The organism is Acinetobacter sp. KB005, assembly GCF_049949095.1.
GTDB lineage: Bacteria > Pseudomonadota > Gammaproteobacteria > Pseudomonadales > Moraxellaceae > Acinetobacter > Acinetobacter calcoaceticus.
In genome coordinates this window covers 3,253,349-3,268,507 of record NZ_CP188191.1, presented here as the reverse complement: position 1 = coordinate 3,268,507, position 15,159 = coordinate 3,253,349, and the positions used below count along the sequence as shown (strand labels likewise).

At 36.3% G+C, this 15,159-nt stretch carries 17 protein-coding genes and 1 pseudogene; 13 read left to right on the top strand and 5 right to left on the bottom strand.

What is annotated here, in order from left to right; translation table 11 throughout:
• The first annotated feature begins 8 nt into the window (after positions 1-8).
• The 6 genes and pseudogenes from ACPF64_RS15665 (at position 9) to ACPF64_RS15640 (ending at position 6,491) form a co-directional block, all read left to right on the top strand.
• The gene (locus tag ACPF64_RS15665) at positions 9-2,468 is read left to right on the top strand and encodes a fimbria/pilus outer membrane usher protein (protein WP_426454399.1); all 2,460 of its coding nucleotides are present in this window, start codon (positions 9-11) and stop codon (positions 2,466-2,468) included.
• Complete coding sequence (locus ACPF64_RS15660) at positions 2,459-3,478, top strand: Csu type fimbrial protein (RefSeq protein ID WP_426454397.1); 1,020 nt, start codon at positions 2,459-2,461, stop codon at positions 3,476-3,478. The genes ACPF64_RS15665 and ACPF64_RS15660 overlap by 10 nt, the downstream gene beginning before the upstream one ends.
• A gap of 229 nt (positions 3,479-3,707) precedes the next feature.
• Positions 3,708-4,394, top strand: a complete 687-nt coding sequence (locus ACPF64_RS15655) for a glutathione S-transferase family protein (protein WP_426454395.1) — start codon at positions 3,708-3,710, stop codon at positions 4,392-4,394.
• Between the two features lie 7 nt (positions 4,395-4,401).
• Positions 4,402-5,163, top strand: coding sequence for an SDR family NAD(P)-dependent oxidoreductase (locus ACPF64_RS15650; protein ID WP_426454393.1), 762 nt, complete (start codon positions 4,402-4,404; stop codon positions 5,161-5,163).
• Between the two features lie 9 nt (positions 5,164-5,172).
• The gene (locus tag ACPF64_RS15645; protein WP_426454391.1) at positions 5,173-5,856 is read left to right on the top strand and encodes an SDR family NAD(P)-dependent oxidoreductase; all 684 of its coding nucleotides are present in this window, start codon (positions 5,173-5,175) and stop codon (positions 5,854-5,856) included.
• Between the two features lie 77 nt (positions 5,857-5,933).
• Positions 5,934-6,491, top strand: a pseudogene (locus ACPF64_RS15640) (chorismate mutase).
• A 160-nt stretch (positions 6,492-6,651) separates the two neighbouring features.
• On the opposite strand, the gene ACPF64_RS15635 reads toward ACPF64_RS15640, so the two are convergent.
• The 4 genes from ACPF64_RS15635 to ACPF64_RS15620 all read right to left on the bottom strand — a co-directional run bounded on the left by ACPF64_RS15635 (position 6,652) and on the right by ACPF64_RS15620 (position 10,276).
• A complete protein-coding gene (locus ACPF64_RS15635; protein WP_426454389.1) occupies positions 6,652-7,533 on the bottom strand; it encodes a copper resistance D family protein in 882 nt (293 codons plus the stop codon).
• A gap of 70 nt (positions 7,534-7,603) precedes the next feature.
• Positions 7,604-7,975 carry a copper resistance CopC family protein gene (locus ACPF64_RS15630; RefSeq protein ID WP_419297647.1) on the bottom strand — a complete coding sequence of 124 codons (372 nt, stop codon included), beginning with the start codon at positions 7,973-7,975 and terminating at the stop codon, positions 7,604-7,606.
• Between the two features lie 251 nt (positions 7,976-8,226).
• Positions 8,227-9,603 (bottom strand): heavy metal sensor histidine kinase, encoded by a 1,377-nt coding sequence (locus ACPF64_RS15625; RefSeq protein WP_426454386.1) that lies wholly within the window; start codon positions 9,601-9,603, stop codon positions 8,227-8,229.
• Positions 9,596-10,276, bottom strand: coding sequence for a heavy metal response regulator transcription factor (locus tag ACPF64_RS15620; RefSeq protein WP_056480886.1), 681 nt, complete (start codon positions 10,274-10,276; stop codon positions 9,596-9,598). The genes ACPF64_RS15625 and ACPF64_RS15620 overlap by 8 nt, the downstream gene beginning before the upstream one ends.
• Positions 10,277-10,426: 150 nt before the next feature.
• Here ACPF64_RS15620 and ACPF64_RS15615 point away from each other — a divergent pair, with 150 nt between their 5' ends.
• Positions 10,427-10,693 carry a hypothetical protein gene (locus tag ACPF64_RS15615; RefSeq protein WP_426454384.1) on the top strand — a complete coding sequence of 89 codons (267 nt, stop codon included), beginning with the start codon at positions 10,427-10,429 and terminating at the stop codon, positions 10,691-10,693.
• Between the two features lie 665 nt (positions 10,694-11,358).
• The gene (locus ACPF64_RS15610; RefSeq protein ID WP_426454382.1) at positions 11,359-11,910 is read left to right on the top strand and encodes a TetR/AcrR family transcriptional regulator; all 552 of its coding nucleotides are present in this window, start codon (positions 11,359-11,361) and stop codon (positions 11,908-11,910) included.
• Positions 11,911-11,964: 54 nt separating this feature from the next.
• Here the strand turns inward: ACPF64_RS15610 and ACPF64_RS15605 are convergent, their stop codons facing one another.
• Positions 11,965-12,486: a hypothetical protein gene (locus ACPF64_RS15605; RefSeq protein ID WP_426456158.1), complete on the bottom strand. Its 522-nt coding sequence runs from the start codon at positions 12,484-12,486 to the stop codon at positions 11,965-11,967.
• A 312-nt stretch (positions 12,487-12,798) separates the two neighbouring features.
• Here ACPF64_RS15605 and ACPF64_RS15600 point away from each other — a divergent pair, with 312 nt between their 5' ends.
• The 5 genes from ACPF64_RS15600 to ACPF64_RS15580 all read left to right on the top strand — a co-directional run bounded on the left by ACPF64_RS15600 (position 12,799) and on the right by ACPF64_RS15580 (position 15,151).
• Positions 12,799-13,023 carry a hypothetical protein gene (locus tag ACPF64_RS15600; protein ID WP_426454380.1) on the top strand — a complete coding sequence of 75 codons (225 nt, stop codon included), beginning with the start codon at positions 12,799-12,801 and terminating at the stop codon, positions 13,021-13,023.
• A gap of 149 nt (positions 13,024-13,172) precedes the next feature.
• Positions 13,173-13,547 carry a TonB C-terminal domain-containing protein gene (locus ACPF64_RS15595; protein ID WP_426454378.1) on the top strand — a complete coding sequence of 125 codons (375 nt, stop codon included), beginning with the start codon at positions 13,173-13,175 and terminating at the stop codon, positions 13,545-13,547.
• A 292-nt stretch (positions 13,548-13,839) separates the two neighbouring features.
• The gene (locus ACPF64_RS15590; protein ID WP_426454376.1) at positions 13,840-14,109 is read left to right on the top strand and encodes a hypothetical protein; all 270 of its coding nucleotides are present in this window, start codon (positions 13,840-13,842) and stop codon (positions 14,107-14,109) included.
• A gap of 142 nt (positions 14,110-14,251) precedes the next feature.
• A complete protein-coding gene (locus tag ACPF64_RS15585) occupies positions 14,252-14,452 on the top strand; it encodes a hypothetical protein (RefSeq protein WP_003652344.1) in 201 nt (66 codons plus the stop codon).
• A 186-nt stretch (positions 14,453-14,638) separates the two neighbouring features.
• On the top strand, positions 14,639-15,151 hold the full coding sequence (locus ACPF64_RS15580) for a hotdog fold domain-containing protein (RefSeq protein ID WP_132069317.1): 513 nt from the start codon (positions 14,639-14,641) through the stop codon (positions 15,149-15,151).
• Positions 15,152-15,159 lie beyond the last annotated feature (8 nt).

Here is a 15,159-nt window from a genome sequence, read left to right as displayed (position 1 = left end):
AGGCTTATATGAAATACATTATAGGTGTCTTATGTGTTGCATATCTTCCGGCGTATTCTTTTGCTGAGCAACTCCAAGATAATACGAACACTCCAATTCCCAGTGTTCCTAAATCTATAGATAGCAATAATAAATATACACAGGGGAATATAAATGAAGAGGAACAATATCTTAATTTTACTCAGCTTTTTTTAGTCGTTTCTATTAATTCAAATGCTGCTGAAGACTTGGTTGCTGTGAAGCAATCTAAGGATGGAAAGCTATATATTCGCTCTGGGACCTTAAAAACTTTAAGAGTGAAAATGGATGAGCATGTTGCTGATAGCCAATGGGTGTGTATTAACGAGCTAAAAGGAATTCAGTTTAAATATCTAGAGAATGAACAATCTCTAAACTTACAAGTTCCGTCCAGCATGTTGGCAGGCTATGCAGTTGACTTAAATGGTCAACAGCTCACAAGCCCTCATTTACTGAAAATGAAACCCTTAAATGCGGCCATTTTGAACTATAGCCTGTATCACACCGTGACCAATGACGAGAATGTTTTCTCCGGTTCGGCAGAAGGGATCTTTAACAGCGCAATTGGTAACTTTTCATCAGGCGTTTTATACAACGGAAGTAATGAAACTAGTTATAGCCATGAAAAATGGGTACGTCTGGAAAGTAAGTGGCAGTATGTAGACCCTGAAAAGATCAGGATATATACCTTAGGGGACTTTATTTCCAATAGTTCTGACTGGGGGAATAGTGTACGTCTTGCTGGTTTTCAGTGGTCGAGTGCCTATACCCAACGTGGTGATATTGTCACTTCGGCACTACCACAATTTTCAGGCTCCGCTGCACTGCCTTCGACATTAGATTTATATGTCAACCAACAGAAGATTTATTCAGGACTAGTGCCTTCAGGCCCATTTGACATTAAACAGCTCCCGTTTATTTCGGGTAATGAGGTTACGCTTGTGACCACCGATGCAACGGGTCAGCAGAGCATTACCAAACAGGCTTACTATTTTTCATCTAAAATTCTTGCAAAAGGCATTAATGAATTTTCAGTAGATGTCGGGGTTCCTCGTTATAACTATGGGCTGTATTCGAACGATTATGATGATGCCACCTTTGCTTCGGGTGCGATCCGATACGGCTATAGCAACTCACTAACCTTAAGTGGTGGTGCAGAGGCTTCTACAGATGGGCTATCAAATCTGGGCACTGGCTTTGCCAAGAACCTGTTTGGTTTTGGGGTAATTAATGCTGATATTGCAGCGAGCCAGTATAAAGATGAAAACGGTTATTCTGCCTTGGTTGGTTTAGAAGGACGGATTAGTAAGAATATTTCGTTTAATACCAGTTACCGCAAAGTATTTGATAACTACTTTGACCTTGCCCGTGTGTCTCAAATTCGATATTTAAAAGATAACCAGATTACTTCTGAGCCACAGAACTATCTGAGCTACAGTGCACTGGCAGATGAGATTTTTAGGGCGGGGATGAGCTATAACTTTTACGAAGGGTATAGCGCCTATCTGGGTTATAACCAGATCAAATTTAGTGAGAACTCTTATAAGTTAGTCTCTGCCAATTTAAGCGGAAGCCTGAATAAGAACTGGGGATTTTATACCTCAGCGTATAAAGATTATGAAAATCACAAAGACTATGGCATTTACTTTGCACTGCGTTATACACCATCTACTAGAGTTAATGCGATTACAAGTGTATCTAATGATGGTGGCAGGCTGAGTTATCGACAAGAAATATTCGGTTTATCAGAACCTCAAATCGGTTCATTTGGATGGGGAGGCTATGTTGAGCGTGATCAGGATGCCAATCAAAACAATGCATCGATTTATGGCTCTTACCGTGCTCGGGCGGCTTACCTGACGGGTCGATATAACCGAATTGGAGATAACGATCAGGTTGCAGTTTCAGCGACAGGATCGTTGGTTGCGGCAGCAGGGCGGATTTTTGCGGCCAATGAAATAGGAGATGGTTACGCTGTTGTAACCAATGCTGGGCCACAAAGCCAAATTATAAATGGCGGAATCAACTTGGGCGTAACTGATAATTCTGGAAGATTTCTGATTCCTAGTCTAATGCCATACAAAGAAAACCATATTTATTTAGATCCATCGTATCTGCCTTTGAATTGGAGCGTGAAGTCTACAGATCAGAAAACAGTTGTAGGTTATCGCCAAGGTGGTCTTATTGACTTTGGTGCTCATCAGGTCATTTCTGGATTAGTCAAACTTGTTGACCAGAATAATTCACCTTTATTACCGGGTTATACGGTTCGAATTAATGGGCAACAAGATGGGGTAGTTGGCTACGACGGTGAAGTATTTATTCAAAACCTATTAAAACAAAACAAGCTTGAAGTCGATCTTCTGGATCATGGTTCATGCCAAGTTGACTTCACTTATAACAGTAATCAGTACTCAACTAAGAAATTGGGACCTTATGTATGTCATTAAATATTATGAATAAGGCTCAAATAGAGAGCTATAAGAAATTTTCATTGGCTTTAAAATACTTTATAGGCATTTGCTTATTTTATCTCGTTTATGCTTTTTTTAGTCCAGCACATGCTGCTTGTACAGTAAGCGGAACTACTAATAGTACTTTTACCTACACGGCAGCAAATATTAATAGTGATGCAACTGTAAACCTTTCAGGCACAATTACTTGCACGAATTTAGGACTCCCCCAAATTTCTAATTTCATGTGTATGAAAACCGTATTTACAGGAGCAACCACTGCGAATAATAGTGTGACTTTACCATATACGGTCACTGCAACTGTAGGTGGAGCTGGGTCTTCTACCACCAACCAAACCTCCAATGTGTGGTATGGTCCAGTAGCAACAGTGGCATCAAATAATATTGTGAGTTACTCGGTAAATGTGAAAGTTCCAGCTCGAACGGGGTCACTCATTGCATATCCTAAAGGAACATATACGGCTTCGGTTCGGTTGTATTGGGATATGGATCTTTTGGGTTTATCATGCGGTGATTTAATTGGTGGCTGGGATTCAGGTGATGCATTACTAACAGCAAACTTTGTGGTACCAAGTATGTGTCAATTAAACTCAACCTCAACTGTAGATTTCAGCAATATTAATGATATTAGTACCACTAGTCGTGATTACACAACGCAAGGAGCTGTAAATTCGACCTGTAATTATGGAACACCATATAGCATTTATTTAGGCGATGGCAATAACCGTATTCCTGGCGGATTTAGGCGTATGACCAATGGTAATAATGAATATATTCCCTATCAGTTATATAAAGACTCTAACTATAGTACGGTGTGGGATGCCACAGGTGGCGTAACCAATGTTGGGGGAGCCGGTGGAGTGTCTGGTACGGGAACAGGTAGCGCTCAAAGTACACCTGTCTATGGAAAAATTCCACAAGGTACTTCCATCGCAAGTACACCAGGAAACTATTCTGACAGTGTAGTTGTTACAGTGACTTATTAATTTATCAAATATACGCGGTTCTATTTTAGTAAAAATGGTTCCGCGTAATTTTAATTATATTCATTAAAATTGGCTGAGCATAAAACGATATAAATCAAATGATCTTAGTTTTTTGAAACTTATCCGTCATCAAAAACAGTTTGACTTAAAAATACATACTGTATATTTATTGATTAGTTCCAAAAAAGAACTAGCAAGCAAAACAGGCAATTAAAATAAAGGTGAATAAATGTCGGATATTATTTTGCATCAATGGGAGATTTCGCCATTTTGTCAGAAAGTTTCAAGAATTTTGAAATTTAAAGGAATTTCATTTGAAACAGTTAACTATAACGGTATTTTGGGAGCTAAAGTTCCTTTATTGAGTAAAGTGGGCAAGGTGCCTGTAATTGACCATAATGGTCAGCGTATTCAAGATAGTACTCGAATTGCTCGTTATCTGGATGAAACTTATCCAGATACGCCTCGGCTCTATCCAGAAGATCCAAATCAAAAGGCACTTGCAGAGTTATGGGAAGACTGGGCAGATGAGTCTCTCTATTTTTATGAAGTCTATTTACGCGTAAATGACTCAGAAGCTTTAAAAGAAGCAATTCGCATTAGCAGTATTGGTCGCCCAGCGTATGAAAGACCAATGGTAAAAGGATTTATTTTAGCCGAGTTAAAAACACAGCTTTTCTTTCAGGGCCTTGGCCGAATGAAAGAAGAGCATGTTGAAGAAGAGTTTAGAAGACACTTAGGCCGCATTGAACAAGTTTTATCACAAAGTGAGTGGTTGGTTGGAGACTATCAGACAATTGCAGACATTGCTGTTGTCGCTCAACTTGGTGAAGTGATTCGCACAAGCAAAAAATTTCGTAAAGAAATTTTGGATCGTCCGTTTATTGCATTATGGTATAAAAAACAAACAGGGTGAAACGATTATGACATTAGCAACACCAGATAAAAAATTAGATTGTGTAGTTGTTATTGGCGTTGGGGCATCACAAGGTATTGGTGCAGCTGTGTGCCATCGTTTTGCAAAAGAAGGCTTAAAAGTTTATGTCGCTGGGCGTACTTTCCAAAAAATTGAAGCAGTGGCTGCCGAAATCCATTCGAAAGGCGGTGACGCTGTTGCATTTCGTTTAGATGCAGAAGATGTAAAGCAAGTACAAGCCTTGTTTGACACAATTACTAGTCAAAATGAGCGCATTACTGCTGTAATTCACAATGTAGGAGGGAATATTCCCTCAATTTTTTTACGTAGTCCATTATCGTTTTTTACTCAAATGTGGCAATCCACTTTTTTATCGGCGTATTTAGTTTCTCAAAGCTGTCTAAAAATCTTTAAAGATCAAAACTACGGTACGCTTATTTTTACTGGGGCGAGTGCTTCTTTGCGCGGAAAACCTTTTTTTGCAGCTTTTACGATGGGTAAATCTGCCTTGCGAGCTTATGCACTAAATTTAGCTCAAATCTATAAATCACAAGGCATACATATTGCTCATGTGATTATTGATGGAATGGTCGATGGCGATAGAGTGAATAAAGCATTATTTGGCCTAGGGCGTTTAGCTCGTCTTACGCGTGGAACGGGTGGGCTCAATATTGATGCAATTGCAGAAAACTATTGGATGCTTTACCAACAAACGCCTGAGCTTTGGACACATGAGTTGGATTTACGCCCTTATCAAGAAAAATTTTGAGAGACTAAAATGCTAAAAAAAATATGTCAGAGATTTCAAAAAAAGCAGGGCTGTGTTGTCGTTGCTGGTCATGACTTACACTTGATCGAGCGTGGCTTTGTAATTCTAGATAAAAATGCACATTCTCCATTACATCTTTATCAAGTTGTGCATGATTCAGCCGTGCAGAATATACAAGTGCATTCTATAAATGATGGTGTGACAGCAGTTCATTTGAACTTGGTGAATGCAGATCATTTAAAAAGCTTGTTGAATTATATTTCCAGTCACAGACATACAATTGAACTATGTGTGTTTCAGCCCAACTTTTCATCTTCACCAAATATTGAGGCTTTATCTTTAGAAGAGATTGAACACCATTGGCAGATCACAGGTTTAAGTGCAGTGAGTGTAGCGCAAGCTGTGATTAAGCCTATGTTAAAACAGCAGAGGGGCACAGTTATTTTTCTTGGAGCGCCATTTAGCAACTCGACTCATTATGATGTATTAAGCCAAAGCATGTTTGCGGGCGTTCGTGCTTTAGCGCAGTCATTGGCAAGAGAGTTTCAACCTAAAGGCATTCATATCACCTATTGTATGGTTGAGAAATGGGATGGACAAAACCAGCACTTTACCTCATCTCTTAAGCAAGTATGCCAACACATCTATCAACAACCTGATTCGGCATGGAGCCAAGAACTTAGCCTATCTTGAAATTTTACTTTTGCATGTTGTTAAAATACAGTACTGATCTGGAATGATGACAAAACAATAATTTCGATAGGTATTACATGGCAAAAATTAAGCGTGTTCAGCAAGCTATTAAAGTGGTTTGTACGTTGGCAGTTTTCATGGGCTTTTCTTCATTAGCGCAAGCATATCAATATGATCAAACTGCCCGTTTAATTAACGAGCGCTTATCTTATATGAGGGATGTGGCGGGTTATAAAGCAGAGCAGCATTTGCCGATTGAAGATTTAACTCAAGAAAAGAAAGTTCTCGATCAATCTGTTTCCTAAGCTGAATCTTTTGGTTTAAATAGCGAAACAGTGAAGCCATTTATTGTGACTCAAATGAATGTTGCTAAGGCAATTCAGTACCGATATCGAGCAGACTGGTTATCGAGTCCGGAAACCAATTGGAAGCCCCAAGATTTAGCAGAAGTACGTTTAAAAATTAGTACGCTAAATACTGAGCTTTTAAAAAATATTGCCTATGAACTTAAGAAAAATAATAACAAAGCACCTCATAGCTGTGGCTACATGTGGTCTGTTCAGCATCCTCAACTTAAAGAGGCCGACAAAAAAGCCTTATGTATGACACTAAATAAAATTAAGTTAAAACAATAGGTTTTTTAAACCGATGCATATAACTTGCTGATTCAAGCCAAATTAAATCAGCAAGTTCTTCAAGCTTAAATTTGTTGAAGAGTAGTTGGATGAGTGCAGAAATACTTTAAGTTGTAAACGCTTTTAGCTTAAAAGCGTTTTCTGGAATTTTTATTAATCTCTATTCAATACCAACAACAGTCGTAATGTAGCTCGTTGTTAAAAGGATGGCTAGGCCTAATGATATTTCAAATAAAATGGCGTAACCCAACTGATTTGCAAATTTTGGATGCTGTAAACGAGGAGTGAAATACCATTTATTAAAGGCTGCTAGTAATAAAATAGATAGCACAAAGAGCAGTTTGATAATAAACCCATGCCCGTAAGGAGTATTGAGCAGCGCATTGAAATTTTTAAGTAACAGCAGGGCAATAGTAACACCACAGACAAGTAAAACTCCGACAATAAAGGCTGCAATTTTTCCAAACAGATGCATACGTTCTTTTAACGGTAGGCCTTGAATTACTCTGCTCGTTTTCCATAAGGGATAGAGTGAACCCATCCATAAAGACATTGCAAGTACATGTGTTGATAGTAAGATTTGCGCAAATAAGGATAAATTTGTGACATGACCTAATTGAGAAAAACTGAAAACAATGGGTATTAATAGTAGAGCGAAAATCGATCCTTCAAATTTAGAAATCTGACTATTTCCACTGCTTAATTTTACGAGCATAAAGAGCAATAAAAGCAGAAAGCTGATTGATCGAATGATGTGGACGTGACCAATCGGCGTGTTAATGAGCAGATTGATATAGTTACTATCCCACATACCTGATAGGCCAGTATTGGCAAAACTTCCGATGAGAATGAAGAAGCCTAAAGTACTTGAGACAAACCCCAACCCTGCACCAACAGTGATGTATTTGATAATAATTTTTTTAATTTCTACATAGTGTCCAAGCAAGAAATAACAGAAGGCACCTCCAATAACAAATGCGGTCCCCAAGTATAAAAAAGCTTTAACAAGCCAAGTCGCATATATCCAAGTTTCAGGCGCCATATTCTTCTCTCTATACAATATGCCAGCTCATTGCTGGCATGGATTAGCGATACTTTTTTATTTTTCTGGTTTATTTAATAGTGAAAGTATATTCGCCACTCATGTTGTGACCATCAGAGCCCATTGTGGTCCACACTACGGTATATTTTCCTTTTTTTAGCTTTGGCACAGCGACTTCAAATGATTTTTTTAAATCATGACTCACTTGGTAATTTAAAGGAATGTCTGTACGTTGAGCATCAAGCAACTTAACGTTCATTAACATGACTTCGCCGCCAAAATTAAGCGTTATATTTTTAGGTTGACTCACTACCGAAGCATTAATACCAGGGTTTGCGCTAACTAGGCTGACATGTGCAAATACGTTTGAAGCAGCAACCATCATAGTTGCTCCTACTAGAACATTCCGTAGAGCGGTCATTTTGTTGTGAAAAAGCTTCATATTTTCATCCTCGTAAAATGAATATTTGACTAAGTAATGACTGAATTAAAATAAAGGACGTACTTTATTGGTCACACTCTTTGTATGCCTATTATTCAAGATAGAGAGAAACGCGTTGATGACTTCAAAATTACATTTTTGTCATCTTAAAAAATCGAGAATTTATCAGTACCAAAGACTTTTTCTGTTTTGATAATATTTTCCAGTTAGATCAATTCAACCAATAAATGAATGAGAGATCAGAAATACACTTAATTTTGAAAGATGATTTTAAAAGTAATATGCCCATTCTCATAGTTCGCCTGAATAGTAGCTCCATGTACATCAAGAATAGATTTGGTAATTGCTAAACCTAACCCTGTACCTTCTTCAGCTCGTTGTCTTGACGCATCTGTACGGTAAAAACGATCAAATAATCGAGTGAGTTGTTCTTGTGATAGGGGGGAGCTTTCATTTTCAATGGTTAGTTCAGTTGTATCACTATTCTGTTGGCATTTAATTTTAATGATCGAATCTGATTTACCATATTTGATTGCATTTGATAAAAGATTGCTAAGCGCCCGGCGTAACATTGAAGGATCACCTTCGACATAACCTTGGCCAGTTTGTTTTAGTGACATGCCTTTTTCAGCAGCAATCGCATCATAAAAATCAAATAATGCCGAGACTTCTTTGACTAAATTTACTTGTTGTAAGTCTGCTCTATGTAAGCCATGTTCTGCTTTCGCAAGAAATAGCATATCGGACACCATTCGGGCTAAACGTTCAAACTCTTCCAAGTTGGAAAATAGAATTTCTTGATAGGTAGAGATATCTCGACTACGCGATAGACAAACTTGGGTTTGAGTCATCAAGTTATTAATCGGTGTTCTAATTTCATGTGCAAGATCAGATGAAAAATCCGAGAGTTTTCCTACGGCTGTTTCTAGTCGATCTAACATATCGTTAAATGCGATAGCTAACGATTTCAGTTCAGTTGGTGTGTTGTCGACTTCTAAACGCTCGGAAAGATGTTGAGCTGAAATGCCTTCTGCAACCTTTGCCATGTTTTGAACTGGACGGAGCCCACGCCAAGCAGCAAACCACCCCAAGAGCATCAAACAAATTGTACCGATAACGCCGATATATAAGAGCTGACGTCTAAAATCGTTTAAGAAATGTAGGTGCTCAGATGTATCAATACCCACAATAATTTGAGCTGATGGAATAGTGCTATTTTGATCGAAAGACTTTTTATAAATTAAGCCATGATAAATTTTATTTTGGACTTTCCATTCAAGCCACGGACCATGTTTAGATTTTACTAATGTTTTACTCTTAAGCGCTGTTGGTGATGAGCTAAAAATAATTTGACTGCTCGGGCGCTCTATTTGCACGATCAGGTCGTGATGTCCAACTAAGGCATCTTTTAAATATAAGTTTAATTCAGAAGGATTGTGATGATTTTGCTCAAGTAGGTTTTCTACAAGTTGAATTTTACCTTCTAATTGAGTTCTATCTTGAGTTTCAAAATGATGCATGACGAGTTGGTGAATGACTAATCCCATAATCATTAAAATAATAACCGTAGAAAAAGAAAAAAGAATTGCAATACGAAAGCTGATCGCATTAAACAGTTTGTTAGGCATCTTCAACCTCTAAAACATAGCCCATTCCTCGTATGTTCTGGATCAGCTTAGGGCTGAAGTTACTATCTATTTTATTTCTTAAACGTTTAATAGCGACTTCTACAACATTGGTATCACTATCAAAATTCATATCCCATATTTGAGAAGCAATGAGGGTGCGAGGTAAGATTTCTCCACGTCTACGCATGAATAATTCCATCAATGCAAACTCTTTAGCTGTTAAGTCAATACGTTGACCCGCTCGAGTGACACGACGCTTACGAAGATCAAGCTCAAGATCGGCAATTGTAATAATATTACTATCTTCTTTTTGTTGCCCACGGCGGAGTAGGCTTTTTATTCTGGCAAGCAGCTCAGCAAAAGCAAAAGGTTTTACCAGATAATCATCGGCCCCAAGTTCTAGACCTTTAACTCTGTCTTCAATTTGATCACGGGCTGAAAGAAAAAGAATGGGCATAGTTTTCCCGCTTTTTCGGATATCGTTAATGATGTTCCAACCATCTAACTTCGGTAACATCACATCCAGAATAATCAAGTCATATTCTTCTACAAGTGCTTGATGTTTACCTGATAATCCATCAGTCACCCAATCGGTAATATATCCAGCTTCAGATAAACCTTGTTTAAGGTAATCACCTGTTTTTATTTCATCTTCAACCAATAAGATTCTCATTTATAAAAATCTCATATCATTCATTGAGAATATAATAACGTTATAAACACATGATTCGGCGTAGATTACAAAAATGTCATTTTCAGGTCACCTAGATGTCCGTTGGAAGCCTATAGGGTATTTATATAAAGTTAATTTTTGGATCTAAAAATGAAAACTCTATTTCGCCGTAGTTTAACAACGCTTATGTGTGTTGGTGCTTTAATCACTGGAACCCAGTCTTGGGCAGAAGATGCAAAACAAACAACGGCTGCGAATGCGGAAATCAAGCCAAATTCTAAAGCACAAGAAAAATGCACAAAACCTTGTAGCATGAAGAATGATGGAAAAATGCAGCAAGACCATACGCAGCATGGCAATATGGCAGATATGTCTCAAATGGATCACTCTAAAATGATGAATATGTCTGATAAGTAAAAGAGTAAATATATATGAGAATAAAGAGCATTGTTTTTAGTAAGTATAATTAAACAGTGCTCTTTGCATATACTATTGTAATCCAATGAAAAACAATAATTATTTAACTGTTTTCTAGCCAATATCACATTGACACTCAAAACCTCTCCGATTATTCTTTGCCTGCTGGCCACATTGCCAGTCGGTTTTAGCAGACCGTTTTCATCTAGCACATCAAAAAAGCAATTTTTTGGTGTCGAACTCGTTCGTCTCCCTTCGTAGCGGTAGGACGGAGGAGGGACGCCCTCGGGCGTGCCGGTTCCTAGATGACTGGTCTGCTAACCCTTCTTCGTTCTGCCACCATAATCATTTAGCAGTGATTTGGCAGAACTTCTATTTCATCTAGGAGTCCGCTATGCGTACTAATTCTTCTTATTTCTTGGCCTTTGCCAAATTCTCTCTACTCATACCATTTAAACAGTTTTTAAAACGGTTTAATCGACTATAGGTTTTCTACACCTTTAGATCATTACGACTAAAAAATCATAGCAACAATAAAACCTGAGATAGGCAAACACACCACTTTTGTGTCGTTTTCACATGCCTGTTTTTAGCACTCATTTTAAGAGTGACGGCATTTCTATCTCTTTTATATACAACAAAAAATTATTTTAAACGGTATGTCTATGCCAAATTTAGAAGCTTCATTTAGAGCACTACAAGTGCTCCACGTGGCAAAAGATTTATTTAATCAACATGGGTTTCACGTCGGTATCGACCGAATTATTAGTGAAGCCAAAATTCCAAAAGCCACCTTTTATAATTACTTTCACTCTAAAGAAAAACTGGTTGAGATGTCTCTGACTTTTCAAAAAGACGCATTAAAACATGAGGTGTTTTCTATTATTCATTCGTACCAAGAACTTATGGTTTTCGATAAGTTAAAGAAAATCTACTTTTTACATGCAAACTTAAACGGCTTTTATCGTTTACCATTTAAAGCGATTTTTGAAATTGAAAAGCTTTATCCAGAGGCTTATAAACTCGTCATTGACTACCGAAATTGGTTCATTAACGAAATTTATAAGCTACTTTTAACGGTAAAAGTTACTGCCACAGTTGAAGATGCCTACATGTTTTTATTTGTGATTGATGGAGCAATGGTTCAGCTTTTAAGTGCAAATAAGATCGATGAAAGAGATAAGTTATTAGAATATTTTATGTCGATGCTTGTTTAAATTTGCTAAGACTTTTAATACTTAAAGAAAAGCCCTCTAGCGAGGGCTTTTTACTTATTTAAAAGAAGGTTGGCTTAAGATTTTGTAGACTTTTTCTTTATATACATCGTTGGAAATGACGCCTTTATCTCGCTGTTGTTTGAGCGATTTAAACTGCTGACCATGAATTTCTCTTTGAATATTCACATTATCATGATTTCTAATGTAGTAAAGACTACGCTCATGATCACTCATATTGACTGTTTCATCAGTAGAGTAGGACGGCTTAGCTTCATTTTCTTGATACTGTTTCGCAATTTCAAAAAAATCTACATTATGAGGAGAAGTGCTAGAATTTGAAAACTCTGTGGCTTGCCCATTAAATTTATGGTCTTGAGAACTCGCGTTTACCGCAAGCATGCTCTTATGCTGATTAAAGTTAGGGTGATTATATTCTTGTTTCATTTGAAACGTGTTTGTTTCAGAAAAAGCTACGGGAGAAAAAAGACTAATATTTAAAAATAAAAAAGTTAATAACAATCTATTCATTTCTTTTGAAGTCCAATTGAAATTGAGTAAATCACTGTATTGTAACATTAAAGTTGGTTTTTTGAAGATTAAATTTTGAGTGGATTTGATCATCTGGTCAATAATAGGGTGAATCGACAGATATGTGTGAAGTTCTATTGAAAGCTTCACACAAAGAATTTTATATAAAATAAAATCTAAAATTCTTAACTTTAGAGTGTTTGTCCATTATCTAATTTTAATATTTGTCCCGTAACAGATTCTAATTTTTTAAAATACTTCTTTATAAATTTGTTGTTAAGTTTAGCTAAACAGTGTTGGTGTGACAATGGTGATTTAATTTGTTAAATTGCGTGGTTTTTATAACAGTGGGCGAAATTTATGAAGACGTTTTTAGTTATATCTTTATTGGGTTTTTGGCTGATTGGCTGTGCTTCATCTACATATAATTCTCAAGAAAATTACTTAAATAAACCTCTAATTGTTCCAGAAAATAAAGCCTTTAATAGTTTTAAAACACCTGAATACGGAATTTTTACCGATCAAGATATCTATAATATTCCAGAAAATTCAAACATGAATATCCGTTATGAAGTCCCTTTTTAAAGAAAAATAAAACATTAATTTAAGCAAAGGTGAAATAAGGGGAGCTTACCACCTTTGCTGACGAGGAATAATTAATGATTAATATCGCCTTCGGGTGGTTTTTTAAATTTTAAACTGTTAAATTTTAGTTATTGAAAAGGGTATTTAAAATGAAAAACTTCACTATTATTGCTTCTTTATTTTTATTAGTTGGGTGTACTACTGGTCACAAGCAAGTTACTTCTGCTCAAGTGACTGATAATAAAATCACTTCTGAGGCTGATAAATATAAAAAACAATATCAAAAGAAAATTTATAAAATATGGGATGTTCCAGAGTCTTCTACAGGGATGAGTGCAAGCGTTAAAGTATTTTTAAGTGATAGTGGGGAAATCGAGCAAATCATCTTTTTAGATAAAGAAGAACAAAAATTTAAAACAAGTATTGAAAAAGCGATCTGGCGTGCAAGTCCATTTGCTTTGCCTTCCAACCCAGAAGTAAGAAAACAAGCAAGAAAATTCAATATGAAATTTCAGGCGAAATAAATGAGTTTTTCTTAATCATTAGGGGCGAATTTAAAACTGTTAAGGTATATTAAATTTGCTCTCTAGTTTCATGAAATATCAAAAATGATTAATTTAATTGCTATAAAGATTTTCTTTAAAATAAAAAAGCAATATTTTATTCTAGAGAACAAATAAGACATTTTACTTATTGGTAAACAAAATATAAAAATTAGTTACATTACTATCAAAACGTAACATAAACAAAACTTTAAAAGGTTGTTAAAATATTATAAAAAATATGTTAATCCATAAATATGTTCAAAGAAAAAGTATGAATGAAGCAAAGAAATCTGTTAAAGAAAGTAAGGCAACTTCAATTGTAGCGTGGGGCGTAATTTTATTTGGAATTGTTGCAGGAATTGCCTTTATTTTGTCATATGGGCAAGTTGAAACAAGAAATGATAATCTAGATATTATTCAAATCTGGTCTAAAGAAATGATTACAGTGGGTCTCTTCATTATATTTAATGGACTACTGTTCGGTTACTTACTTTTAAAAATTAGTAGTATTTTGAACCATCTTGAAAATAATAAAACCTAATTCGTAAGAGTTTATTAACGGCTTTTTAGTGGGATAAATGTATCTTAAAGTGTCAGTTACACAAATGGTGATTGTTTGGTGTTGAATGTATCCGTTAATTATTTAAGCATGGAGTGACACAAGTTAAGTAAAGGATGATCTCATGATAGATGAAGAAAAGCCCTTAAATTTTGACGATGATGAAGAGCCTCTCGATTTTGCCGATGAAGAATTTATCGATGATAAAAAAGAGGATGAGTTATATAACAGCATTACAAAAGATGGCTCAAGCGTAGATCCCGCAGATGATGGTGAGCGACACATTCGCCCTGAAGATGGCGATCCCATCGAAATCGAACAATAACTCAAAGCCCAATTCAATATTGGGCATTTTTAATAGGTTTGATTTTTTTATCTGAACAGTACGATATGCTAGAGGTTATTCAATCATTATCATTAATGACTCAAAAAATTGATACCTAAGCAATGAGTGTAGAGATGTGTACATATATATTTATTGAATGATTTATTCTCGAATTGAAGTAAAACTATGAGTAATTATATTTCTACATTTACCAACAAAATCAAAAATAAAGCAGTTCCACCTGTCAATGATGTTTTGATCGCTTTTAGGACTTTGAAGACCGTACCGGGCGGATTAACGCTATTATCAAAAGTCGTTAGCCGAGTTGCTCCATATTTTCAGACTGTAAATCCAATTATCCAAAAATTAGATGTAGACGTGTGTGAAGCCTCGATCAAAAAAAATAAATCAATCGAAAATCATATTGGGACGGTACACGTGATAGCGATATGTAATGGGCTGGAATTTGTCATGGGTGTGTTAGCTGAAGCATCTGTGCCTCAACATTTAAGATGGCTACCTAAAGGCATGAGTGTAAATTATGTCGCCAAGGCAGATTCTGATATTAAGTTAGTGGCAACAATTGATGAGGAGTGGAAGGTGGGAGATATGCAAATAAAAGTTAATGCTTATAGAGCGGATGGGCAGCCTGTAGTTCAAGGATATATTACGCTTTGGGTTACAGAGAAAAGTAAATAACAGGGCAT

Excerpts from the sequence above, each read along its gene's own strand:
- ACPF64_RS15665 (WP_426454399.1), top strand. The coding sequence starts at position 9 with ATGAAATACATTATAGGTGTCTTATGTGTTGCATATCTTCCGGCGTAT.
- ACPF64_RS15660 (WP_426454397.1), top strand. The coding sequence starts at position 2,459 with ATGTCATTAAATATTATGAATAAGGCTCAAATAGAGAGCTATAAGAAA.
- ACPF64_RS15655 (WP_426454395.1), top strand. The coding sequence starts at position 3,708 with ATGTCGGATATTATTTTGCATCAATGGGAGATTTCGCCATTTTGTCAG.
- ACPF64_RS15650 (WP_426454393.1), top strand. The coding sequence starts at position 4,402 with ATGACATTAGCAACACCAGATAAAAAATTAGATTGTGTAGTTGTTATT.
- ACPF64_RS15645 (WP_426454391.1), top strand. The coding sequence starts at position 5,173 with ATGCTAAAAAAAATATGTCAGAGATTTCAAAAAAAGCAGGGCTGTGTT.
- ACPF64_RS15635 (WP_426454389.1), bottom strand. The coding sequence starts at position 7,533 with ATGGCGCCTGAAACTTGGATATATGCGACTTGGCTTGTTAAAGCTTTT.
- ACPF64_RS15630 (WP_419297647.1), bottom strand. The coding sequence starts at position 7,975 with ATGAAGCTTTTTCACAACAAAATGACCGCTCTACGGAATGTTCTAGTA.
- ACPF64_RS15625 (WP_426454386.1), bottom strand. The coding sequence starts at position 9,603 with ATGCCTAACAAACTGTTTAATGCGATCAGCTTTCGTATTGCAATTCTT.
- ACPF64_RS15620 (WP_056480886.1), bottom strand. The coding sequence starts at position 10,276 with ATGAGAATCTTATTGGTTGAAGATGAAATAAAAACAGGTGATTACCTT.
- ACPF64_RS15615 (WP_426454384.1), top strand. The coding sequence starts at position 10,427 with ATGAAAACTCTATTTCGCCGTAGTTTAACAACGCTTATGTGTGTTGGT.
- ACPF64_RS15610 (WP_426454382.1), top strand. The coding sequence starts at position 11,359 with ATGCCAAATTTAGAAGCTTCATTTAGAGCACTACAAGTGCTCCACGTG.
- ACPF64_RS15605 (WP_426456158.1), bottom strand. The coding sequence starts at position 12,486 with ATGTTACAATACAGTGATTTACTCAATTTCAATTGGACTTCAAAAGAA.
- ACPF64_RS15600 (WP_426454380.1), top strand. The coding sequence starts at position 12,799 with ATGAAGACGTTTTTAGTTATATCTTTATTGGGTTTTTGGCTGATTGGC.
- ACPF64_RS15595 (WP_426454378.1), top strand. The coding sequence starts at position 13,173 with ATGAAAAACTTCACTATTATTGCTTCTTTATTTTTATTAGTTGGGTGT.
- ACPF64_RS15590 (WP_426454376.1), top strand. The coding sequence starts at position 13,840 with ATGAATGAAGCAAAGAAATCTGTTAAAGAAAGTAAGGCAACTTCAATT.
- ACPF64_RS15585 (WP_003652344.1), top strand. The coding sequence starts at position 14,252 with ATGATAGATGAAGAAAAGCCCTTAAATTTTGACGATGATGAAGAGCCT.
- ACPF64_RS15580 (WP_132069317.1), top strand. The coding sequence starts at position 14,639 with ATGAGTAATTATATTTCTACATTTACCAACAAAATCAAAAATAAAGCA.